Origin of the sequence: Pedobacter sp., from assembly GCF_041662865.1 — a bacterium.
Classification (GTDB): Bacteria; Bacteroidota; Bacteroidia; order Sphingobacteriales; family Sphingobacteriaceae; genus Pedobacter.
Map to the genome: position 1 here is coordinate 38,791 of NZ_JBAZRL010000010.1, position 25,354 is coordinate 64,144.

At 33.8% G+C, this 25,354-nt stretch carries 16 protein-coding genes and 1 tRNA gene; 6 read left to right on the forward strand and 11 right to left on the reverse strand.

Annotation, left to right across the window (positions count from 1 at the left end):
- The first annotated feature begins 87 nt into the window (after positions 1–87).
- The 3 genes from WC622_RS05595 (at position 88) to WC622_RS05605 (ending at position 3,966) form a co-directional block, all read left to right on the forward strand.
- The gene (locus WC622_RS05595; protein WP_372818100.1) at positions 88–1,878 is read left to right on the forward strand and encodes an ABC transporter ATP-binding protein; all 1,791 of its coding nucleotides are present in this window, start codon (positions 88–90) and stop codon (positions 1,876–1,878) included.
- A 498-nt stretch (positions 1,879–2,376) separates the two neighbouring features.
- Complete coding sequence (locus tag WC622_RS05600) at positions 2,377–2,709, forward strand: DUF3276 family protein (protein ID WP_372818102.1); 333 nt, start codon at positions 2,377–2,379, stop codon at positions 2,707–2,709.
- A 342-nt stretch (positions 2,710–3,051) separates the two neighbouring features.
- Positions 3,052–3,966, forward strand: coding sequence for a serine hydrolase (locus WC622_RS05605; RefSeq protein ID WP_372818103.1), 915 nt, complete (start codon positions 3,052–3,054; stop codon positions 3,964–3,966).
- A 142-nt stretch (positions 3,967–4,108) separates the two neighbouring features.
- On the opposite strand, the gene WC622_RS05610 is transcribed toward WC622_RS05605, so the two are convergent.
- Positions 4,109–4,573 (reverse strand): DUF5362 family protein, encoded by a 465-nt coding sequence (locus WC622_RS05610; protein ID WP_372818105.1) that lies wholly within the window; start codon positions 4,571–4,573, stop codon positions 4,109–4,111.
- A 109-nt stretch (positions 4,574–4,682) separates the two neighbouring features.
- Between WC622_RS05610 and ychF the strand changes: the two genes are divergently transcribed.
- Entirely contained in the window at positions 4,683–5,777 is a 1,095-nt protein-coding gene (gene ychF, locus WC622_RS05615) for a redox-regulated ATPase YchF (RefSeq protein WP_372818107.1), read from the forward strand.
- Positions 5,778–5,949: 172 nt separating this feature from the next.
- Here the strand turns inward: ychF and mgtE are convergent, their stop codons facing one another.
- Positions 5,950–7,326, reverse strand: coding sequence for a magnesium transporter (gene mgtE / locus WC622_RS05620; protein WP_372818109.1), 1,377 nt, complete (start codon positions 7,324–7,326; stop codon positions 5,950–5,952).
- Positions 7,327–7,454: 128 nt separating this feature from the next.
- On the opposite strand from mgtE, the gene WC622_RS05625 reads away from it, so the two are divergent.
- Positions 7,455–7,526: transfer RNA gene (locus WC622_RS05625), tRNA-Arg, on the forward strand.
- Between the two features lie 166 nt (positions 7,527–7,692).
- Here the strand turns inward: WC622_RS05625 and WC622_RS05630 are convergent.
- The 9 genes from WC622_RS05630 to WC622_RS05670 all read right to left on the reverse strand — a co-directional run bounded on the left by WC622_RS05630 (position 7,693) and on the right by WC622_RS05670 (position 24,619).
- Positions 7,693–9,102: an efflux transporter outer membrane subunit gene (locus WC622_RS05630; RefSeq protein WP_372818111.1), complete on the reverse strand. Its 1,410-nt coding sequence runs from the start codon at positions 9,100–9,102 to the stop codon at positions 7,693–7,695.
- Between the two features lie 103 nt (positions 9,103–9,205).
- Positions 9,206–12,373 carry an efflux RND transporter permease subunit gene (locus WC622_RS05635; protein ID WP_372818113.1) on the reverse strand — a complete coding sequence of 1,056 codons (3,168 nt, stop codon included), beginning with the start codon at positions 12,371–12,373 and terminating at the stop codon, positions 9,206–9,208.
- 7 nt (positions 12,374–12,380) lie between these two features.
- The gene (locus WC622_RS05640; protein ID WP_372818115.1) at positions 12,381–13,577 is read right to left on the reverse strand and encodes an efflux RND transporter periplasmic adaptor subunit; all 1,197 of its coding nucleotides are present in this window, start codon (positions 13,575–13,577) and stop codon (positions 12,381–12,383) included.
- Positions 13,578–13,654: 77 nt separating this feature from the next.
- Positions 13,655–14,254: a TetR/AcrR family transcriptional regulator gene (locus WC622_RS05645; protein WP_372818117.1), complete on the reverse strand. Its 600-nt coding sequence runs from the start codon at positions 14,252–14,254 to the stop codon at positions 13,655–13,657.
- 102 nt (positions 14,255–14,356) lie between these two features.
- Positions 14,357–16,780, reverse strand: a complete 2,424-nt coding sequence (locus tag WC622_RS05650; RefSeq protein WP_372818119.1) for a GAF domain-containing protein — start codon at positions 16,778–16,780, stop codon at positions 14,357–14,359.
- A gap of 12 nt (positions 16,781–16,792) precedes the next feature.
- Positions 16,793–20,389, reverse strand: coding sequence for a BamA/TamA family outer membrane protein (locus WC622_RS05655; RefSeq protein WP_372818121.1), 3,597 nt, complete (start codon positions 20,387–20,389; stop codon positions 16,793–16,795).
- A gap of 38 nt (positions 20,390–20,427) precedes the next feature.
- Complete coding sequence (locus tag WC622_RS05660; RefSeq protein ID WP_372818123.1) at positions 20,428–21,324, reverse strand: SdiA-regulated domain-containing protein; 897 nt, start codon at positions 21,322–21,324, stop codon at positions 20,428–20,430.
- A 6-nt stretch (positions 21,325–21,330) separates the two neighbouring features.
- A complete protein-coding gene (ppk1, locus tag WC622_RS05665; RefSeq protein ID WP_372818125.1) occupies positions 21,331–23,376 on the reverse strand; it encodes a polyphosphate kinase 1 in 2,046 nt (681 codons plus the stop codon).
- A 1-nt stretch (position 23,377) separates the two neighbouring features.
- On the reverse strand, positions 23,378–24,619 hold the full coding sequence (locus tag WC622_RS05670) for a Pycsar system effector family protein (protein WP_372818127.1): 1,242 nt from the start codon (positions 24,617–24,619) through the stop codon (positions 23,378–23,380).
- Between the two features lie 234 nt (positions 24,620–24,853).
- On the opposite strand from WC622_RS05670, the gene WC622_RS05675 reads away from it, so the two are divergent.
- Positions 24,854–25,342, forward strand: a complete 489-nt coding sequence (locus WC622_RS05675) for a TspO/MBR family protein (protein ID WP_372818129.1) — start codon at positions 24,854–24,856, stop codon at positions 25,340–25,342.
- Positions 25,343–25,354 lie beyond the last annotated feature (12 nt).

The following is a 25,354-nucleotide window of genomic DNA, read 5'->3' on the forward strand; positions in this document are numbered from 1 at the left end:
GACGGTGGCAAAATTAAGATAAAAAAACCATTATTTTACTTTGTTTTTATTAAAAAAAGAAAGTCTTTTGGCTAACTTTACCAACTGATGAAACATCTTTTTTATTTAAACAAATACTTCTATAAATATAAATGGTGGATTATTCCCGGCATTATCTTCGTCATCATTTCGAATATTTTTGCTGTAGTACCAGCACAAGTTGTTGGGCATGCGTTTAATTTAATAACCGAAAATATTTTAATCTATCAGCTATTTAATGGCTTTGATCGTCAACAAATTATCTATGATATTTTTAGTTACAGCTTGTTCTTTTTTGGCGCTTTAATATTAGTTCTTTACCTCATCAGGGGATTGTTTTTATTCTTTATGCGTCAAACCATAATTCTCATGTCGAGGCATATTGAATACGATATGAAGAATGAAATTTATGCGCATTATCAAAAATTAAGTCTAGGTTTTTACCGTAGAAATAACACTGGAGATTTAATGAATCGTGCAACGGAAGATGTAAATAGAGTACGGATGTACGTTGGACCAGCTATTATGTACACCATTAATACAGCAGTACTTTTCTGTTTAATTATCTATTTCATGTTTGATGTAAATAGCAAATTAGCAATTTATTGTTTACTCCCGCTTCCAATTTTAGTGGTTACAATTTACTATGTAAATACAATTATCAATCAAAAAAGCGAGCGAATTCAGGAGCAGTTATCACGACTATCAAGTTTTGTACAAGAACGATTTTCGGGTATTCGGGTAATTAAATCGTATGTAAGAGAGCAACAAACTCAATCTGTTTTTGCAGATGAAAGCATTGCGTATAAGAATAGTTCTATGAATTTGGTTAAAGTTCAGGCGTTATTTTATCCTACCATGCTTTTATTAGTTGGTTTAAGCACTATTTTAACAGTTTACATTGGTGGTAAACAAGTAATGGAAGGCTCTATCACCCCTGGTAATATTGCAGAATTTATAGTGTATGTAAATCAGTTAACCTTTCCAGTAACCATGCTCGGTTGGGTAACTACCTTAATTCAAAGAGCAGCGGCATCGCAAAAAAGGATCAATGAGTTTTTACAATTACAACCAGATATTAGTTCTCACACTGCTGAAACACCTGTTTTTGATGGGAAAATTAGCTTTAAAAATGTAAGCTTTACGTATCCCGATACTGGAATAGAAGCGTTGAAAAACGTAAGTTTTGAAGTAGATAAAGGGCAATTTGTAGCCGTAATTGGAAGAACTGGATCTGGAAAATCTACATTGGCCAATTTAATTATGCGCATGTACGATACTGATTCAGGAAAAATTGAAATTGATGGTATTGAATTAAGAAATCTAAATCTAAGTAATTATAGAAATCAGATTGGCTTTGTACCTCAAGAAGTATTTCTTTTTTCTGATACGATCAAAAACAATATCGCCTTTGGTTTAAGTGAAGTTAAGCCGGGTCAGGTAGAGAAAGCTGCGCAAAACGCCGCAGTATACAACAACATTATAGATTTTGACTTGAAATTCGAAACTATGCTTGGTGAACGCGGAATTACCCTTTCTGGCGGACAAAAACAACGTGTTTCTATTGCAAGAGCCTTAATTAAAGAACCCAAAATATTAATATTTGATGATTGTCTTTCGGCAGTTGATACCAAAACTGAAGAAGAAATATTAGGCAATTTGGGTGAAATTATGAGAGGAAAAACCTGTATTTTAATCGCTCATCGAATATCTACTATTAAAAACGCCGACAAAATCATTGTGCTGGATGATGGAAAGATCATAGAGCAAGGCACACATCAAGAATTGCTTAAAAATAACGGTGTTTATGCAGAAATGTATGATAATCAGCTATTAGAAGAGGAGAACTCATCCATTTAATGCACTTCCATTAAACAGGATTGTAAGTTGCTCATCGTTCCAATAATTTGTGTTTTGAACGAAGTATTGCAGTAAAAAATGTATATTTAAAAACTATACCGTTCACAACGATTTCCCGTTACAAATTCTAATTTTTTCTTGATCCTTACCACGACATTAAGGCGACCTTATAGCGACCTTACCGCGACTTATGTTCTAGAAGAGCTCCTGTTTAGTTCTGTTTTAGGCTAGGCTAGCAATTGGTTTTACTGTAGGCAATTCTTCAAAATTGTAGGTTTTCTAGAACAAGGCACGAATTAAGTACGAAGTTGACCCTATGTGTACAGTATACCGTAAACTACGTAAAAACAGCTTTATCAACTTTTTTGAAAACATGTCCTTTTTATCTACTAAAAATCATTATTTATTAATTTGAATAATTACTGTAATTCTATTTTGAACTTTAATAATTATTGCTTTATATTTACCCCAACCTTAAACTAATTACAACACACAACAATGGGAGATTTTGACAACAAAGAGAGAGAAGAGGTTTTTTCCAAGAAAGTGAGAGCTGGTAAGCGAACTTATTTTTTTGATGTAAAAGCAACACGTTCAGGCGATTATTATTTAACCTTAACAGAGAGCAAAAAGAGATTAGAGGATGGTGTTTTTGTAAAACATAAAATCTTTTTATACAAAGAAGACTTTGAAAAGTTTACAGAAGGTTTAACAGAAACTGTAGAGTATATCAAATCTCATCAGGATGTAGTTGAAAAACGTTATGAATATTCTGAAAATGCAGAATATAATCATACTCCAAAAACTGAAAGCGACGATTTTTCTTTCTAATTAAGAAATAACATATAAAAAGTCCTCTGATTTAAAATCGGGGGATTTTTTTTGTGCTATTTTATGATGCCACCTAGAAAATCTTGCCCGTCATTTCGAGCGAAGCCGAGAACCACGAAGTGCTCAGCGAAGCTAAACCTTTAACCCAACTGAAAGATTTCTCCCTTACGCTGCGCTCCAGTCGAAAAGACGAGGTAGCTAGTACGTTTGCTTTTTCTGCCTATGCATCATCCCTAACTTGATCCGATAGCTATTGGACGGGAATGACGGACCTAAAGGATAAGCTTTTTATTAAAATAATAAACAAAGGTTATTATATTCGTTTAACCAAAATCCTTAATCATGAAATCATTTAAACTGCTGTTCATTTTACTTTTTATTGGCGCTCACCTATTTGCACAAGAAGAAAAAACAGATGCTAAACTCACTAAAATGTTGGCAGAACTAGCCAAAGGTTTTAACGGTGATGTTGGGATGTATGTGAAAAACCTAAAAACAGGTAAAACTGCCAGTTTTAATGCCGATACCATTTTCCCGACAGCGAGTATGGTTAAAGTACCCATCACCTGTGGTATTTTTAATAAAATAGAAAAGGGTGAACTCAGTTATCAAGCGCAATTAATTTATAAAGACAGTTTATTATACGCTGGCGAAGATATTTTAGGTTCTTTTAAAAACAATGAAAAGATTTGGCTTAGTAAGGTTTTGATGTTAATGATTACCACTAGTGATAATACGGCAAGCTTATGGAGCCAAAGTTTAGCAGGAACTGGAACAGCGATAAATGAGTTAATGGAACAAAACGGGTTAAAATATACGCGTGTAAATTCTAGAACACCAGGTAGAGAGCAAAATCGTAAGCAATACGGCTGGGGTCAAACCACACCAAGAGAAATGGCAACGTTACTAACGCTTATTCGTGACGGAAAAATGATTAGTCCTGCGGCTTCAGAACGTATTTACCGTAATTTGATTCGAATTTATTTTGACAAAGAAGCATTATCTGAAATCCCTCCTTATGTGCAAGCTGCATCAAAATCTGGTGCGGTAGATGAAGCCCGTTCGGAAGTGGTTTTGGTAAATGCACCTCATGGCGATTATGTGTTTTGCATTGCTACAAAAAACCAAAAAGATACTTCATGGACACATACTAATGAAGGTACCACACTTATAAGAAAGTTGAGTCAAAAGTTATGGCATTATTTCGAACCAAAATCTGATTGGAAACCCGCAGCTGGAATGGAGAAATATTATTAAAATATGGGATTTACTCGTCATTCCCGTGAAAACGGGAATCGTAATACACAAAAAGCCTCTTATGCATTACAAATTCCATCCGATAGCTATCGGATGAAGTTGGAATGATGCAGCATATGGCATTAATAAACTCAGGTTATAATTAAACTTGCCGAGCCATTAACGTAGAGATAATAAAAAATATATATAAGCTGATGAAAATAATGGTAATTATCCCCCAATATTTAAATAGCGATTTTAATTTGCTTAACGCATCATTTAAACTTGTTTGCTCTCCATATAATACGCCATGCTTAGCTTTAGTAGAATACTTAAACATCAATAAACTCGGATAAAAAACAGCGAATGCATACACTAAGCAAATTACAGTAAAAAAGATACCGCCAAATTTGCCCATTTGTCCTGCCATAAGCATTATTTCTGGACTAGTATTCATTGCGGCACCAATTGTAAATGCGCTAATAATCATAATACCTGTAAAAACAAAACCTACGATAGCTAAAAATCCTGCCCATTTGGCTATTTCATAAATATAGCTACGCATTTCTTCGCTCACTATTAAAGTGGTTTGTTCCTGTGTTTCGTTGGTCTCTTCTAAGTTTTCCATTTTGGTGTCTTTATATTGATTTTCAAAGATAAACATAATAAATATTAATATCTTTGCGCCCTTTGAGGGTGAAAATCGTAAATCGTAAATTTTAAAATCTAAAATATAAATGGCATTACAATGTGGTATAGTTGGCTTACCAAATGTGGGTAAATCGACCTTATTTAACTGTTTATCAAACGCAAAAGCACAGGCTGCAAATTTTCCTTTCTGTACTATAGAACCTAATATTGGTGTTATTACTGTACCAGATGATCGTTTAACTAAGCTTGCAGAGCTGGTAAAACCAAATAAAGTACAACCAAACACTATTGAGATTGTTGATATTGCCGGTTTAGTAAAAGGCGCATCTAAAGGTGAAGGTTTAGGTAATCAGTTTTTAGGAAATATTAGAGCAACGAGCGCAATTATACATGTTTTACGTTGTTTTGATGATGGTAATGTAATACACGTAGATGGTTCTGTAGATCCTATTCGTGATAAAGAAATTATTGATACTGAATTACAGTTGAAAGATTTAGATACTGTAACCAAACGTATTCAGAAAGTAGAAAAAATGGCTAAAACTGATAAAGAAGCCAAAAGAACTTTCGATATTTTAACGGTATTTAAAGCTCATTTAGAAACTGGAAAATCTATCCGTACTGCGAATGTAGAAAAAGACGATTTCGATTTTATTGAAGATTTAGGTTTACTTACTCAAAAACCTGTTATGTACGTGTGTAACGTTGATGAGGCTTCGGTAATTGATGGCAATAAATATGTTGACTTGGTAAAAGCTAGTGTAGCTGATGAAAATGCTGAGGTTTTAGTGATTTCTGCAAAGATTGAATCGGAGATTGCTGAATTAGATAGCTATGAGGAGCGTCAGGAGTTTTTAGCAGATTTAGGCTTAACAGAATCTGGTGTAAATAAGTTGATTAGAGCAGCGTATCGCTTACTTGATTTGTATACTTATTTTACTGCTGGTGTACAAGAAGTTAGAGCTTGGACAATTACTAAAGGGTTTACTGCGCCACAAGCTGCTGGTGTGATCCATACCGATTTCGAAAAAGGATTTATTCGTGCTGAGGTGATTAAATATAATGATTTTATAACGCTTGGTTCTGAAGCTGCTTGTAAAGAAGCGGGTAAATTAGGTGTTGAGGGTAAAACTTATGTTGTTGAAGATGGTGATATTATGCACTTTAGATTTAATGTGTAAGTTTTAAATTTTAAAAATATAATGGAAAGCTATCTCAAAAGGATAGCTTTTTTTATTGGTTTAGGCAATCGAGTCATCGACTGGAGCGTAGCGAAACGGAGAAATCTAATTGGAAATTAACTCCAAAGTTTTCTCCACTACGGTCGAAATGACGATAGCTCAAAAAAAATGATTAAAGCAATATCCCTTTTAAAACTAAAACGGCGATACTAAAGTAAATTACAATTCCGGTTACATCCACCATGGTGGCGACAAAGGGCGCAGATGAGGTAGCGGGATCGAGTTTTAAACGCTTCATGATGATTGGCATCATTGAACCAATTAAACTGCCCCAAAGTACAATTCCAATTAAGGTAAAAAATATAGTTAAGGCAATTAGAAACCAATGTATACCATAATTATACAAATCAAGATTTTGCCATAAAGATATTCTGATAAAGCCAATTGTACCTAAAATTAGACCGAGTAGTAATCCAGAAATTAACTCTCTGCGCATTACTCGCCACCACGATGCAATAGTTACTTCTCCCAGTGCCATCGCTTGTATAATTAGCGTAGAGGCTTGTGAACCACTATTACCCCCACTACTCATAATTAATGGAATAAAAAGAGAGAGTACAACCGCTTTTTCGAGTTCTATTTCGAAGTGTTGCATAGCGGTCGCAGTAAGCATTTCCCCCAGGAAAAGAACAATTAGCCAACTTGCTCTTTTTTTGACAAGTTTTAAAATTGGCATATCTAAATAAGGTTCATCGAGTGCTTCGGTACCCCCTATTTTATGCATGTCTTCGGTGTATTCTTCGTGGGCAATCCACAAAATATCATCAATAGTTACAATACCTAAAAGGATATTCTGATCATCGATTACAGGTAAAGCGACTCTATTATTCATTCTGAACACGTTAATTGCCTCTTCTTGTTGGTCGTTTACTTTTAAGGCAATTAGTCTGTTATCTGTTAATTCTCCGATTTTAACTTCAGGATCTGCTAAGAGTATTTCTCTTATTCGAATATCATCTAAAAGTACTCCTTCTTTGTCAATAACATACACTACATCTATGGTTTCAGAGTTTTTGCCATACCGACGAATATGTGAAAGTACTCGACTTACTGTCCAATCTATTTTTACGGCGATAAAATCTGGAGTCATTAACCGCCCAACACTATCTTCTTTGTATCCTAATAGGTTTAATGCTTCTTTTCTGTCGTTATCTGGCAGTAGACTAAGCAATTTTTTAACTGCATCACCCTTAAGTTCTCCTAATAGTGCGGTTCTATCATCGGGCGGTAATTGCCTAATTATTTCAGTAAGTTTATTGTTTTGAAGTTTTTTAATGATCCGCTCTTGCGTAGGGAAATCGAGGATACGAAATACGTTTACCGCTCTTTTTATGGAAAGTGTTTCGATGAATTTAACTGCGTGTTGTGGAAGTTCATCTATTAAATGCTCTACATCTGAAATGTTGAGTTCGTTTAAATAGGTTTTTAACTGCCTATCACTATCGTTTTCTAACAATTGCAATATTTCGTCTACTAGCAGTTCTTCCATAACTCTATTGTTTAAATTTACATCTTATTTCTATTTACATCGCTCTGCAAAAGTGCCTTTTTCTTTTCAGAAAAGCCAATTATTAATATCCAAAATAGTTTTATATTTTTGCGAAGCGTTAAATAACTGTTCCCGTAGTTCAATGGATAGAATTATGGTTTCCGGTACCATCGATATGAGTTCGAATCTCGTCGGGAACACAAAAAAGGCTTGCAAAATTTGCAAGCCTTTTTATTTTGGTTGATTTTCGGAATTACCTACCCCTCTGGTCATTCCCATGAAGATGGGAATCTTAAAGCGACGTGTAATGCATTACGTTTCCCAATCAAGTTGGGAATGGAGAGCTTTTAAAAAAATCCTGCAATGCTATTGCCAACCGCCGCCTAATGCCCTATATAAAGAAACACTAGCATTTAACTGTGCTGTTTTCAACGTAGTTAAATCTAATTCGCCTTGTAGTAAGTTTCCTTGAGCAGTAATTACCTCTAAGTAATTTGCCATTCCGCTTTTAAAAAGTAAGTCTGAGTTTTTTACTGCCAATTGCAATGTTTTTACTCTGTTTTGAGCAATCGCAAATTCAGATTTAAGATTAACGATCTTGGCTTGTTCATTTGAAACTTCCACCACAGCTCCAATTACTGCTTGCCTAAATAATAAAACCGATTGGTCTCTTTCTACTTTTGCCAATTCAAATTGGGTTTTTAGCTCTTTACGCTGAAAAATGGGTTGGGTGATTCCTCCTCCAACAAGACCGAATAAAGAAGCCGGAATATTAAACCAATTGCTAGCTTGAAAAGAATTTAATCCACCACTGGCAGAAATAACCAAACTTGGATATAATCTTGCGTTTGCAATACCTACTTTAGCATTTGCAATTTTCAATCCTAATTCTACATTTTTTACATCTGGTCTGATACTTAACATTGTTGCTGGAACTCCAGTTGCCAACTGCTCTGGGACAGTTAATTGCTCTAAAGTAGTTGCTCGTTCTATTGCAGAAGGAAATTTTCCTGTTAACGCACTTAATGCATTTTCTTGGATACTTATTTCTTGTGTGATTTGAGGAATGAATTGAGTTGCTCTTAACTGTTGTCCTTCTGCTTGTTGAATTGCTAAAGAAGTAACTTGACCAGCATCAAACTGCATTTTTATCATTTTTAATGTATTGTTAGTTAACTCAACATTTCTTTTGGCAACCGCTAATTGTGCATCAAGCATTAATAACCTGTAAAAACCTGAAGCTACCTCTGCCACAATTCTAGTTTGTACCGCTTTTTTCACTTCAGCAGATTGTAAATATCCTGCGTATGCTGCTTCTTTTTGCTTTTTAATTTTACCCCAAATATCAGCTTCCCAAGTTAAGGCTAAATTTGCATTGTAATCTTCAATATGACTTGTATTTAAAAATTGAGAAGTGCTTAATCCGTTTAAACTATTATCTGAAGGACGATTTGAACTTGCATTAATCTGCAAGTTCAGTTGAGGAATATTTCCCAATTTTGCTCTTTTTAACATCAATTCAGCTGCATCGATATTTTTTAAAGCAATTTGTAAATCGAAGTTTCTAATAAGGGCACTATCTATTAAATTCAGCATTGCTGGATTATTAAAGAACTCTTTAATAGGTAATGAGCCAATGCTAGCATCTTCAGTAGTTTCTGTCCCTCTAAAATTGACAGGTACATCTTTAATTGGTGTTGCAATGTCTTTTGTAAGACCGCAACTACTTAACACCAAAAGCAAAATTGCGAGAGAACCATTTATTATCGTTTTCATTTTATTATATTTTTAATTGTACCATTTCCTTAACCACAAGGAAATTAGCGGCAAGAACTCGTTTAAAACAGGTTGTTCTTGCTGTTGTGTTTGGGTGTTTTGATTATTTTCCATGATTTTCTGCATGAATTTCTGCATGCTCAACTGCTAATGGAGCACCGGTAATTTTTTCTTGTAAAAACTGAAAGATGATAAACAATACAGGGATAACGAATACGCCTAATACTACTCCAAAAATCATCCCACCTGCTGCTGCAATACTAATAGAGTGATTTCCTAAAGCCGATGGACCCACAGCTCTCATCATCGGAATCATACCTACAATAAATGCTAAGGATGTCATGATAATTGGACGCAACCTTAATTTTGCTGCCTCCAGCGATGCTGATAATAAAGATTTACCTGCTCTTCTTCTTTGAATGGCAAACTCTACAATTAGGATGGCATTTTTAGCTAGCAAACCAATAAGCATTACGAGTGCAACCTGTACATAAATATTATTTGAAATTCCAGTTAAACCAATTGCGGCAAATACACCAAATATTCCTGTTGGGATGGATAAAATAACCGCCCAAGGCAAAATATAACTTTCATATTGAGCAGATAATAGGAAGTAAACAAACAATAAACAAAGGATAAAAATGATTGCCGATTGTCCGCCAGAAGAAAGTTCTTCCTTAGTCATTCCAGAAAATTCATAGCCATAACCACCTGGCAATTGTTTTGCCGCAACTTCTTCTACTGCTTTAATAGCATCACCAGAACTATAACCTGGTTTTGTCATTGCGTTTAATCCTATCGAATTAAATAGGTTATAACGTGATGCTGTTTCTGGTCCGTAAACTCTTTCCAATTTAACTAATGTGTTAATTGGAACCATTTCACCTGTTTTATTCTTAACAAATACACCATCCATTGCCGCAGAATTAGCACGATCTGTTTTATCTGCTTGCACAACAACTCTGTAATATTTACCAAAACGGTTAAAATCTGATGCTTGTGCACTACCAAAGTAAGCTTGCATAGTTTGCAAAATATCCTTCACACTAACACCTAATTGGGCCGCTTTAACTTCATCCAATTTCATTTCTAATTGAGGATAATCAGATTTGAATGATGTAAAGGCAAAGGCGATTTCAGGACGTTTCATCAGCTCTGCTATAAAATTAGTAGAGACTGCGCTAAATTTATCTAAAGAGCCACCAGTTTTATCCTGCAACACCATATCCAATCCATCGATATTACTAAAACCTGGAACAGTTGGGAATGTGAATACGAAGAAATTAGCGCCTTTAATGGCTGACAATTTGCCCCTAACTTCGTTCATAATTCCATCTATATCTTTTATCTTACCTCTGTCGTCTGTTAATTTCAATAACACAAATAATACTCCAGACGAAGGACTAGACGATTGTGTAAGCATATTGAAACCTGATAAACCCATTAAGGTTTGTTTAGATTCCATATTACCTAATAAGCTTTCTGCTTGCTTAATTACATCTGTTGTGCGATCTAAAGATGCTCCAGCTGGCATTGATAAAGAGATGGCCAAAAAGCCTTGGTCTTCAGATGGAATAAATCCAGATGGCGTTCTTTTAATCATCACACCTGTGGAAATAATTACCGCAGCCAAACCAACTAATGTTAACCAACGGAAACGAACTAAAAATCGTAACGTGTTGGTATATTGGTTGGTAATTTTTTCAAATCCTGAGTTAAATCCTGCAAAGAATTTCTCTTTAAACGTTTTCTTTTCCGCACCTGTGTGATGAATTTCTTTCAAAAACAGCGCTGCTAAAGCTGGACTTAAAGTCAATGCGTTTACTGCAGAAATTACAATTGCGATAGCTAAGGTAAAGGCAAACTGTCTGTAAAATAAACCTGTAGAGCCTTCCATAAATCCTACCGGTAAAAACACAGCAGACATGACTAAGGTGATGGAAATAATTGCTCCAGTAATCTCACTCATCGCAGCAGCAGTTGCAACTTTTGGTGCCAAATGGCGATGTTCCATTTTTGCATGTACCGCCTCGACGACCACAATTGCATCATCGACGACTATACCAATTGCTAATACTAAAGCGAAAAGAGTTAATAAATTAATAGAAAAACCGAAAATCCACATGAAGAAAAACGTTCCTAAAATGGCCACGGGCACTGCAATAGCTGGAATTAACGTAGAACGAAAATCTTGCAAGAAGATAAACACAACGATGAAAACCAAAACAAAAGCTTCAATCAACGTATGTACTACTTGATCAATTGACTGATCTAATGAATTCTTCGTGTTATATAAGATTAAATGTTTTACGCCTTTTGGAAAGTTCTTTGAAGATTTCTCCATCAGCTTTGCAATAGCAATTTGAATTTGATTGGAGTTAGAGCCTGCTAATTGTACAATACCAATGTTAATGCCTGGTTTACCATTTACTCTGGTGAAATTTGTATAAGAATATGCGCCAAATTCTATTCTAGCTAAATCTTTTAATCGTAAAATAGAACCATCTGGATTGGCTTTAATAACCATTTCACCATATTCTTCTGGCTTGTTTAATTTCCCTTTATAGGTAATTACATACTCGAAAGATTCTTTACTGCTTTCACCAAATTTACCTGGTGCAGCTTCTAAGTTTTTATCCTGAATAACAGCCATTACTTCTTTAGGTGTTAATCCGTAGGTTGCCATTTTAGAAGGATTTAACCAAACTCTCATCGAGTAATCTTTATTACCACCGAAAATACTTGCAGAACCTACACCTGGTATACGTTTAATATCAGGAATGATATTTATTTGCGCATAATTGGCTAAGAAAGTTTGGTCGTAGTTTTTCTCATCATCTGTGAAAAGATCGACAACCATAATTAAGCTGTTTTGCTGTTTTGCTGTAGTGATACCAGCTTGTACAACCTCTGTTGGCAGCTGACTTGTCGCTTGCGAAACCCTGTTTTGAACGTTTACCGCAGCTTGATCTGGGTTGGTGCCCAATTTAAAATAAACTGTAATTACCAGTGAGCCATCGTTACTTGCTGTAGAGCTCATGTAACTCATATTTTCAACACCATTAATAGCTTCTTCTAATGATGGAGCAACCGATCGCAATACAGTTTCTGCATTTGCTCCTGGATAAAAAGCCATAACTTGAACCGCAGGTGGAGCAATATCTGGAAATTGTTGTAGTGGTAATTTAGATAATCCTAGCACACCCAGAATTACTAAAAGGATAGAAATAACCGTTGCTAAAACCGGTCTGTTTAGAAATATTTTGAACATCTTATTATTATTTATTTGAGGCGTTATAAGCAGTTACTGCTTTTGTTTTTTCAGGTTGAATTAAATCTCCTTCTTTTAAGCTTTCGAAACCTTTAGATACAATTTGGTCTCCTGATTTTAAACCATCTTCTACCAAATAATTGGTACCGCTTGTGCCCAGCACTTTTATGGGTTGCTTACTTATTTTATTGTCCTTACCTACTGCAAACACAAATACTTTATCCTGTATTTCAATAGTTGAAGCTTGTGGTACTAAAAGGATATTACTGTGTTCAATCCCAAGTCTCACTTTACCTGTATTGCCCGATCTTAATAAACCTTGTGCATTTGAAAAGCTGGCTCTTAACGTAATAGCACCTGTAGTTTTATCAAACTGACCATCTATCATGTCTATTTTTCCTTCAGAAGGATAAATTGTCTGATCGGCCAAAACCAAAGAAACTGCTGGTAAATGCTTAATTCTATCTGCAACCGAATTGCCTTGGTATTTTGCATTAAAATTGATGAAGTCAGTTTCTGCTAAAGAAAAATATACGTGTACTTCATGAACATCAGAAAGTTGGGTTAACGATTCGACATCTGTTGGCCCCACTAAACTACCTTGCTTTTTAGGCAATCTACCGATGTAACCACTTATAGGCGCTTTAATTTGAGTGTAGTTTAAATTGATTTGTGCGCTATTCACATTAGATTTTGCTTGTTCTACATTTGCTAATGCTATTTCATGTGCAGTCTTTGCGGTTTGTAATTGAAACGAAGAAACTACTTTTGCTTGAACTAACGGAGTTAACTTATCAATTTCAAGTTGTGCATTTAACACGGCAGCTTTTGCCGCTTGTAGCGCCGCTTTTGCTGTGTTTAATTGTGCTCTAAAAGGAAGTTCAGAAATTTGAAATAGCAATTGACCTTTAGTTACTAGTTGTCCTTCGTTCACAAGAACTCTGTCTATTGTTCCAGCAATTTGCGGACGGATTTCTAAATCGGTAGCACCTTGTATAGAGGCTGGATAATCTACAAATGTTTGTTGCGAACTTTGGCTAATTGTAATTACAGGTAATGCAGGTGCAGGTGCTGCTGCCATTTGATCAGGAGCATTTGTACAACTAGCTAAAAACAATACAATTGTGATAACTAACAGAATTACCCATTCGTTAAATAATTTAACATTGTTAGATATTGGAGCAAGTTTGGAGATATGATTCATAATTATGAGATTTTAATTGTTTATTTTAACGTATATAATTTATCTAACAGTGTTAGATTGTTGGGCAAAAAAAAGTTTTAGTCGTTTATGGTTTTAATAATTGCTTTAATAGCACTTCTCAAAATTTGCTGATTAATTTCATCGTTAGCTCCTTTTTGAACTAGGTTGATAGAAACTAAACCATGTATTAGTGACCAAAAAGTATAATATTTTAAGCAAGATGTATCTTCGGACACCGGTTGTTTGGTTAGTAATTTTTCAATTGCATCATAAAACAAATCTGTTGTGTATTCAGCTTCAGGCATCTTGGTATAAAGTTCGCAACAGTTAACTTGCACTCCGTACATCAATTGGTAGAATTCTTTCTCTTCAAAAGCAAAATCCCAATACGCTAGCCACATTGCCTCTAGCTGTTCTTCTGGATCTTCTTTACTATCTCTTGCAGCTTTTACCTTAACACCTAAATGCATATAACCTAGTCTAGTTAATTCAAATAAGATGCCTTCCTTATTCGAGAAGTATTCGTAAATAATTGGCGCTGTGTATTCAATTACATCAGCAATTTTGCGCATACTAAAAGCAGCCCAACCCTCTTGTTTTACAATTTGTAAAGCAGCATCTAAAATGCTCTTGCGAGTATCTTCTTTTTGACGCTGTATTCTTTCTTTACTTCCCATTATAATTTATGTGCTATAAAATAATCTAACACTGTTAAGCAAATGTATAAACAGTTTTAAAAATACTTATCATCTTTTTGTCAGATTAGTTGAAATGTTGTTTTAGAGTTGGCTATCGGCCTTTTTTAATGATTTACTTTTAATCGATTTTTTAAGTTTAGTCCACTGCTCATCAAAAAAATCACATGACATGTAATTAACACCAACTCGTAATGCTTTTAATCCACTTACACCTTGTAGTTCTTCCAATTCTAGCATTTCCAAGTCATCTTGTAAAAACTCTTGTTCTTGCAAATATTTGATATATTCTAAATATTCATTTGCTTCAAAAGCATTAAAATAAACCAATGAAATTTTGCCTGGCTGGGTTAATCTTTCTTCTGTTCCTTTTACTAAAACTTTATCAATTCTTTTCTTAACTACTTCGTAACGAATGTTGTAAGCGCCTTCTACATCAAATCGTCTTTCGTCGTTTCTAAAACTGATATCTATTGGGTTAGAATGTATAAATATCAACTGTGTTGTTAATAAAGCTCGTGGCATTTGACTAACTAAGCCGTTGGTTAAACGAGCCACTTCTACCATTGCAGTTAATTGCCAAAGGCGAATATTTTTTAAGTATAATAAATCAAATGGCACATCTGGTGCGATATCTTGTCCAATATAAATATCGTATTCTACGCCATCGGTTCTAAATTTGGCAAAATAACATGGATATGAATTTTGTAATGTTTGTTGTGCTTCTTCTAAATATTCACTCACAGCAGTATTAATAAACTGCATTGAGGTCTCTAATGTTCTTCTATGTTCAAAAGCAACCCCGTTTTCTGAGTTAATGCTATTAAAATAATTTTGAACGATTTCTTTTGCTTGTGGATGTCCCTTTTCGATATGGGTTAGCATAGGATATACTTCCAATTCAAGAAATTCATTTAGTAATGCTTCTTCACTTGAACTAATGAAATCGTCTATTTTTTTTATCCAATCTTTACAGTTAAATAAAATTTTATCAATCAAATCTAGCGGGATAATGACTCTCAAATTAGTCAACGTTTTGCTTAAAATATCTAACTGTATTTTAAGATCCTCTTTTAAAGCATGATTACGTTCTACGGTTGAATTACGAATATCTATAGCTCCAAATAATGGATAAAGCCCTTTAAAGGTAACGGTTTCTATTTCTTGAGTTTTCTTTTTGCCCTTGCTATTTTTGATAAAGTCCCAAACTACTTGGTTAAATTTCCATTGTACAGATGGTTGTAATGCGGTGAATTTATCTTTTAATACGCTATCCATTCTGGTATTAAATTCTTCAATTCTGTACTGCAACAATTGTCCTAAAAGAGGCAAAGCCGAATGTAATCTCGACAATAACTTTTCATTAACTTCTAAAGCTTCTGTCGAATAAATTTCCATTACACCAGCCAATTGGTTGTTATAAAAAATAGGCACAAATGAATAAGAATGAATACCATTTTTTTGTAGTACTTCTAAAAATGGGAATTTTTCTATTTTTTCACTATCTAGATTATTGAAGAAAACTGGCCTTGGATTGTCCTTATATTCATTTACCAATCCGTAAAATGTTTCTTCTTCTAGATCATATTTTTTAGCAGAATCAAGTAAGATACTTTGTGAGTGTTGATGACTATCAAAAACGAATTTATTGTTCACCATCAAAAATGGCAATAATCCAAATTCAATATGTCCATCACCTACTAAAGTTTTTAAGGCTTGAATTACATGTTCATACGCTTCATTTTCATATGTATGATTAACTAATGCATCTCGAATGCCATCTATAGCATGTTGTAATGTAACATCCGCTAAAGAAATTACAGTAAATCCATCGAATTTAAATTTGCTAAGTGGAATTAGTTTCTGTAATAATTCAATTTCATTCCCCTCTTGTATATGTATAGTTAATAATTCGAAATTTAATTCTGGTAATTTACCCTCATATTTTATATCTATAAATTGGGTATCAGCATTGATATTGTAATAAGTAGTTAAATGTGTTTCTGGACTAGTATAAGCATATAAAATATCATTTTTAAAGATTGAAGTATAGTTATAGAATCTCTCTAATATCATTCTATAAATGAATTGCAATTGTTGTTTTTCTTTAGATGATTCATCGACAACATCCTTGTTTTGCTTTTTCTGCTCTGCATGTAAGGATAAAAATTCGTGAAATGAATCAGTACTAAAGAAAATTTTATCTGGTACAGGTGTACTTAATGCCCAAAATAAGTCTTTCTCATTTGCCATTAAAGGTGTTAAAATGGTGAAAATAAGTTCTAGCGTATCTTTGTACTTTACTAAGTCTTCTGCTTTAATATCATTTTGTAACGCTTCTTCTCTTTCTATTTTCTCTAATAAAAACCGATAAAATTCTGCTTTTAAAGTCTGTTCGGTTTTTAGTCTGCTTTTTAAATAAGCAACTAAAGGCCTAAAAGACAGTGTAAACTCTACCTGGCATGCTATGCAATCATTTTTATTAATTTGGATTACCTCTGTGTTCATCTCTTTCTCTAATTAATACCTAAAATTCATCGATACATAAGGATACCATCCTTCGCTCGAATGCCCCATCACAAAACGAAATATAGTTAAAGATGCAGGTGCAAAATAAACACCTGCGCCAACACCATGATGCCAGACATCTGAATTTTCGTTGTTTTTCCAAACTCGGCCAACATCATAAAATCCCATTAGGCCAACTTGACCTGGTAATACATAACTTACAAAATCGCCTAGTTTGGCTCTTAATTCTAAATTGTTATAAAAACTATGTTGTCCAGCAAATCTAAATTGGCGATAGCCTAAAAGATTTCCCTGTCCGCCTAAAAATAAATTTTGATAAAATGCTGGTTTCCCAACAGTTATTCCTCCACCAAAACGATCTGCTATTACAAATTTAGCTCTTCCATCGATATTTTTATATAATGCAATGCTTGCTGTAAATTGTCCATATGAGTTGGCGTATTTACTTAAACTTTTAAATGCAGACCATTTGAAATCTACGTAACTTCCTAATGTTGGTAAGATCTCGTTATCACGTGTATTATTTACAAAATTAACTACAATTCCGCCATATAATTTATTTTTTGTTACTGTAGTACTATCATAAGAATGTAATTGTGAAAGATTTGTAGTTATTCTTCCTACATTATCTTCATGATCATATTTATATAGTTGAAAACTTGGGCCTACACTAAATGTAGATTTAGGGCGTCGCCATCTTAACCCTGCTTCAATTTGATAAATATTAAACCTAGCTCTATAATATTTTTTATCGCTATCGTATCTTGTTTCGTTTCCAACTCCGAAAAAATTCTGTGTATTATCAGGGGCGTAAGCATCTGCTTTTAATGTAAAATCAGCTTTACCAACAGCTTTTAGCCAATCTCCAAAATAATTAAACCTAAATGCAGTTGTTGCAAATGAATGTAAAAATGAAATATGTTGGGAATTACCGTACGGTTGTTTTCTAAACCCTGGATTAGTAATTTTATAATTAAGACCTAATAACAATCCATCATCTGCATTATAACCTGCATTTAATGTTAATGAAGAGCGATGGTACATATCTTTACCTAAATAAGAAACATTCGATGTATCGGTTGACATTCTTTTACTTAACTTATTTTGATCATCGCCTTCAAACTTAGAGTTACCGTTTTTCCTGCCAAATAATTGGACAGCACGAGAGGAGTTTGGTACTTCGTACACTTTCTTTCCTGCACCAGCAATTACTCTTAATTTAATATTGGATGTTTTGTTATCTAGTAGTAAACTATCATTTCCATCTTTGGTGTATAAACGTATTTCTTTTGTGGTTTCTGGATCAAAATTCCGGCTAAAAATCTCTTCTTTAATATTTCCTTCTTTAGAAATTTTATTGATTTGAACTTTTAAATATTGATTAGCAGAATCCGTAATCACTATTTTTTCGTTTTTATTACTAGCTTGGATATCAACAATTCTGTTAAAAAAATGATAATAGTCATTCATCAATTTTGGCAACGCTGCTCTTCTCTCTTTAAATTGTTTTAAGAATTGATCGTGGCGTAAAGAATAGCTAGGTTCAGGTAGTTTCTTTAATGCTTTTTCAAAAACGTCATCCGTTAATTTGGCGCAAAAATCTTGTATAATTTTATCCCATTCTGACTCTGTAAATTGTGACATTAACCTGCTATTCATCGCTCTGCCTTCCCACAAAAACCAATTAATTTTTTTGATATTTCTTTCAAATCCTTGCATCATTGGTAAAAGCGACGAAGATTGTGCGTAACGTTGAATAAAGCCATCTGTGCTATAAAAAACCATATCACGATCTCTTGGCACCGCTAGGTATTTAGCCCCTTTCTCTGTTTTTTCAGGCTTCCATCTCCATTGATCTTCATGACGATCCCAATCGCCAAGCATTACATCAAGCGCTCTAGCTCTCAACAATAGTTCACCATCATAAGTGTTATCATTATCATCATCTAGTTTCTTAAACATTTTTGCAGTATTGTCCGAATCACCCAGAGGCTCCCTCTCTTCAAGTAAACAAAGTGTATTTGCAAAAAGACCAGAATAATCACCAAGATTAGCATCGGGCGAAACCCAACCAATAATTGGCGTACTGTGAGGAACATTCACGGCATCTGCAATTGTGGGAACAACTAACGCTCCAAAAGGATGCTGTGCAGACATATTATCCTTCACAATATCTTTGGCAAATGTTTCTCTAAGACCCTGTGGTAAAAGAACTTCCGGAAATTTCTCAACACTTCTCAACACCCATTCTTTTCCACTTTTATCTTTTAATCTGAGCGAATGAGATTGGTTACCGCCACCTAATTGTGTTGGGGTTAAACCGCCCTGTATTTCAGAAATACGTAATACTGGAACTTTGGTTTCCTGTGCATAATCTTTCCGGTAATTTTCGCCAAAAAGAAAACGGTGAAACTTGCCCACACTATCATAAGATGGATGAACTTTTATACTAATGCTATCTCCCTTAATTACCTTAAACTCGTTTCTTTGGGTAGCAGCTAATTCTTTAAATGGTTGTGTATAGCTAAATACCTTTTTTACACCACTATCTGCATAAATGTAATACTCATAGCGCATATCATTATTAAATAGCTGATCTGCAATAACGTATCCTTGGCTCATTTCTTGAAACAAGGAATTTTTCCCTTTTTTATTCGGCGTCATTTTAGATCCAGCACCACTTACAATTTGCAGTTGATCGCCTTTAATTAACTGCAAACCATGTTCATGGCCAGCTACGTAAATTACATTCGATTTTTTACCAAAAACTCCATTCACACTTTTCATCATATCTTTATACAAAGGATGATTTAAATCTTCCGGACTTAATAGTGTAGAGCGCAACAGCGGATAAACAGAGCCAATAACTGGTAAAGGAATAACGAGGTTTTTATTGAGTAATGTTAATGGTAATAAGTGATTTCGCCATGTAAAATATCCACCATGTGCACCGTAACTTTGAAACGGATGATGTGATGCTAATATGATGATTTTGTTCTTGTTTTGCTCCATTAAATCTTCCATGCGAGCAATTACTTCATCTTTTGTCTGACAATCGCAATCTGCAGCGGGGTTTGCTTTATTGTAAGGAAACAGCCACCACTCGCTATCGTAAGCTATAATTGTTAATTTATCTGTTAATTTAATTGCCACAGGATCTGGACATCCATTAGCTGGAATCAACCTTAAAAGAGGATCGTTAAATGATTCTAAATATTCACTTTGTGCTTGAATTTTAGCTAATCCATTCGGGCCTGATTTATCCCAATCGTGGTTACCTGGAACAAAATAAACAGCAGCACCAGCATCCCGCATTGGCTTAAATTGAGATTGTAAAATTTTACTTGTTTCTGCTAGATCACCATAACCAGGAATAGCCATTCCATCAGGATATACATTATCTCCTAGGTAAAGTGTAGTCGTTTTACCTTTAATTACATGTTTGGCTGCGTTTTTTAAGGATTCTGCCTGCCCACTATTCATTTCTCCAGCATCGCCGATTAAAATAACTCGATATTTCACAGAGTCTTGTGCAAACACAACAAAACCTTGAAATAAAAATACAATGAGGAGTAGTTTTTTTAACATATTGATATTTTGAACTTTAGCAATTCATTAATTAAGATTTAAGGTTTTTTATAATCGAACCTTAAAATATTTCCGACTTGTGTTTCGCTTCCTTCATTAGAAATATATAAGTTTCCAGCAGCGTCAAAAGCTATTCCCTCTGGCTGATTAAAGATATTAGAACTTAAATGGTACACATTTTTTATTTTCCAATTTGCATCAGTTACTACTAATGCTTTATTAACAGATGAAACGATATACCATTCTTTAGTTAATGGATTCATGGCTAAAGCAGATGGATGAAAAGTGCCTTTCTTTTTACCTGTTAACTTGTCTACCTGGCTCACATCAGTATTAAATGTGCCTGTCGATTTAAAAGAACCATCACTTTGTAGTGTTAAAATGTAACCACTTGTTTTTTTCGTGCCTTTATCTACACTACATTGTTTACATAACACATATAATTGTCCAGTTGTTTCATCACCAAACATACCTTCATATTCACCCTTTGGTACTAAATCTTTCGTTTCTTTAACATTTGTGGTTTCTGGTTTTGATGTTTCGCTTAGTGGAAAAGAATATAAAGTTCCGTTACTTTTTAGCAAAACTGCAAAGCCTTTTATAATAGATACGTCTTCATAATCACCTTTTTTCCCAAATTTGGTTACTTTTTCTTCCTTAGAACCCAATGGTAAACTAAATAAACTTCCATCTTCATCCATTTCGGCATATACTGTTTTATTGTCTCCTTTATTAAATGCTATTCCTGAAATTTCTTGTAAAATATCAGGCATTGGATATTTATGAGGTTTATTCAAATCATAACCTACTGGGCTTTCTGGACCTGGACCTTTTTTCTCTACACATGATAGTGCAGTAAAACTTGCTAAAAATGTAAGAACACTTAACACTACAACATAATTTTTATTTGCTTTATTTTTCAACTTGTTTACCATCTTATTTTACTGTTTTAGCAATTGATAAATACGATATTGAGATTGTATTGGTTCTTGTTTTGTTACGATTGGAATGTTAATCATTTTGTCATTTAATAGTACAGCTTGAACATTATCTTCCAATTGAAGTTTTATCATTGACTTTATTTCCTTTTTTATCGCATCATCAAAAATTGGAAAACACACTTCAATTCTTCGGTAAATATTCCTGTTCATCCAATCTGCAGAGCCTAAATAAATTTCTTCATCGCCTTGATTATGAAAAACAAATACCCTGCCATGTTCTAAGTAACGATCTACAATTCTTCTCACCTTAATATTTTCACTCATCCCTTTTACACCTGGAATTAATCGGCAAATGCCTCTAATTATTAATTCTATTTTTACACCAGCTTGTGATGCTTCATACAATTTGGCAATCAATACCTTTTCTTCTAAATTATTAAGTTTAATAATGATAGAGGCCTTTTCACTTTTTTGTGCATTTAAAATCTCCCGATGGATTAAAGAAATAAACTGCTGTTGTAAATTAAATTGCGCTACCAATAAATACTTAAACTTAATTAAATCTGGATCGGTTGGTTTAACTCTTTTTGCTAAAAAAATAAACAGTAATTCCATTTCCCTCAACATGCCCTGATGAGCGGTCATTAAAATATGGTCGGTATAAAAGTTAGCTGTAGTTTCGTTAAAGTTTCCCGTGGCAAATAAACCAGCATAAACATGACGTAAACCTATTTTTCGTTTTACTAATGCAATTTTAGCATGTACTTTTAAAGCGGTTACACTGTAGCTGATGTCTACACCCGCTTCTTTCATTTTTTTTGCCCATTTAATGTTATTCGCTTCATCAAAACGAGCTTTTAGTTCTACTAAAACAAATACTTTTTTTCCATTTTTTGCGGCGCTGATTAACGCATTTACAATTTTAGAATCACTTGCTACTCGATAAAGTGTAATGTATATTTCTTCAACTTGAGGATCGGTTGCAGCTTCATTAAAAAAACGTAAAACACTATCGTATGATTGATATGGCGGATTGATGAGCATATCTTTCTCCAAAATCTGTTCATACAATGATTCGCCTTTTATAATCTCTGGATAATTTATTTTAGGCCATTCCGGATTACTTAATTTTGGAATATGCACTGGAAATGAAGCGAAGTCTTTTAAATTATGATACCTACCGCCTTCTACTACATTCGCATTTTGCAAATTCAGTTTTTTAGCCAATAATTTCATAGTCAATTCCGGAACCCCTGGCTGATGTAAAAAACGAGTAGCCAAACCAAAATCGCGTTTTTGTAATTGCTTTTCTATTTGATCTGCCAAGTTGCCAGCATACTCATCCTTAAGATCAATTTCTGCAGTTCTTGTAATTTTAAAACTAAAACATCCTGTTATTTCAGCTCCTTTAAAAAGTATATTCAAATTACTTCTTATAATATCATCCAAAAACACAATGAAAGTTTCTTCTCCTATCGTAGTTTTATAAAATCGAGGTAAATTATTGGACGGAATATTTAGAATAATTGTTTCTTCTTTCCCGTTTTGTAACAGATTAATAAGAAAATAGAGTTCATTGTTATTTGGGAAAAATGAAGATTTTGCTTCAGCCAAATTTACAGGTTGTAAAAATGCTAAAACTTGGCTCAAAAAATATCTATTTACTATTGGGTTTAATTCTTCTGGAATATCGTGTCCATAAACAAAGTTGATTTTATTTTCCCGCAGGTGCGGAATAATTGCTGATTTTAAGATTTGTCCGTATTCCTGTTGATGACTTCGAATTGCGGCATTCACTCCTTCTAATAAATCATCTTCAACGTGGATATTGTTCTTCCCCTTTTTGCTCAATTTAGTCAAAGCTAATAAAACTGGCATGCGAACGCGATAAAACTCATCCAAATTGGAAGAATAGATGGAAAGAAATTTAACTCGCTCTAATAGAGGTACATTTTCCCTATTAGCTTCCTGCAACACACGTTCATTAAAAGATAACCAACTTAAATCTCTATCGTAAAAAATGTTTTTTAGTACAGTTTCGGGCATTTTAAGATAGTTTACCGTAGGCGATATAAGAAATTACGTAGGCTAAAACCGCAGCAATTAAACCAAACATGAAAATATTATACGCTATTCTAATAAGTTTGTATTTTCGACCTAACACCACACCTTGAGAATAAACATCGGTAATTAAAGTGCCGTACAAAAATTCATTATCATTCATCACTCTTATCATTCCTTTAGAATAATCGTTTAACGCCATTTTATAGAAATTACCAAAGAAAAGTAGATTTACTTTTTTACGCTCTAAGTCGTTGTCTGTAAATAAACCATCGGGAATTGATGGACGTGTCGCTAAAATTGAAAAGATAATGGTGGATAAACTTACCATCAATAAAATAAATGTTGGAACAATTAAAAAGGCATTGTCTTCTAACCTTCTTAGCACCAAACTCACAATTAAAGATAAAATAATAGAGTTTACTGTAATTAACAACTGTGCTTTATTATCAGCCATATCACTTAACCGCTGATTATTAGCCGAAGTAATTCTAAACATCGTTTCAATACCCTTATCTGGTCTTTTCTTATCTTTTTTAGTTAAAAGTTTTTCTTGTTCAAATGGATTGTCGTCTTTAACTGGTTTTGCTACTTTTTTATCTGTGCTAATTAAAACTGTTTCATCCTCATCTTCATCCTTCAACTTGCTCTTCAGTTTCTCTAAATTTTTTAATTTTTGATCGTTCAGTAACAGAATGCAATAATCAGTATGGTATTGATGATTTTCTAAAAACTCAATATCGGTTTTACGCCACTGCTTTTTACTAATCTCCTTATCATACAGCAACTCTATTTCTTTATGCATAAGTTTGCCTTTTTTTCTGAAATCATCTGTTCCTAAATGGAAAAGGTCTCCATCACAAACAATTTTTTCAAGCTGATTAGTAGGTCTTTGAGGCATTTTTGTAGAAAGAATTACTTGCATTACTTCATCTCTAATAGCAGCTGGCACATCGAGCTTTTTCAAAAATTCTACAGCTAAATCCGCTCCTTTTTGCTCGTGGGCTAAAGGTGCTTCGAAATAACCCGTATCATGGAACCAAGCACCAGTGGTTACAATAAAAAAATCCTTATCGTTCAATTGATAATGATTGGCAATTTGCATTGTTGACTTTACCACATCTTTTGTGTGGCTTAAATTGTGATAAACCAATTTTTCATCGTGGTGAGTATTGAAATATTCCAATACATATTTTTCCACTTCTTGTTGTAGGTTTTTATAATTCATCTTAGTTTTTGAACAGTTTAGAGCTGATTAGAATTCTTTTAAAGGTTATTATTTTCGTAGAACGACAGCTATTTTCTTATTAGATACATAATTACGAAATATAAGAATTTTTATTCATGGCATATCAAAAACCCCATAAAATGAAAATTGTTTTACATGAAAAAATAATTTAGGGCTTTCTTTACAAAACAACCTGTATGTTTAATTGTTAAGATTAGATTAATAAGTTAACTCATGTCAAAACGGTATCGTAAATTTCAATTTTTTCCATTTATTATCTGCCTTATTATTCCACTTGCAATTGGTGCTGTTGGAGGTTTATTAACTATAGAATCTACAAAAACGTGGTATGTTATGTTAAACAAACCTTCTTTCAATCCTCCTAACTCTATCTTTGGACCGGTTTGGACAACATTATATATTTTAATGGGTATCTCATCTTATCTAATTTGGAAAAAAAGGAAAATCTCAATGGGTTATTCTTGGGCATCCACCATTTATGTATTGCAGTTATTGTTAAACTTAATGTGGTCTTACTTGTTTTTTTATGAACATAAAATTGGTTTTGCATTAATAGAAATAGGCATTTTATTGTTGACTATCATCATAAACGCATTCATTTTTTATCGCATTGATAAAGTAGCAGGATGGCTATTTTTGCCCTATATTCTTTGGGTCAGCTTTGCGTCTTATTTAACCTATTCTATTTTTATTTTAAACTAATTTCAAAAGAAA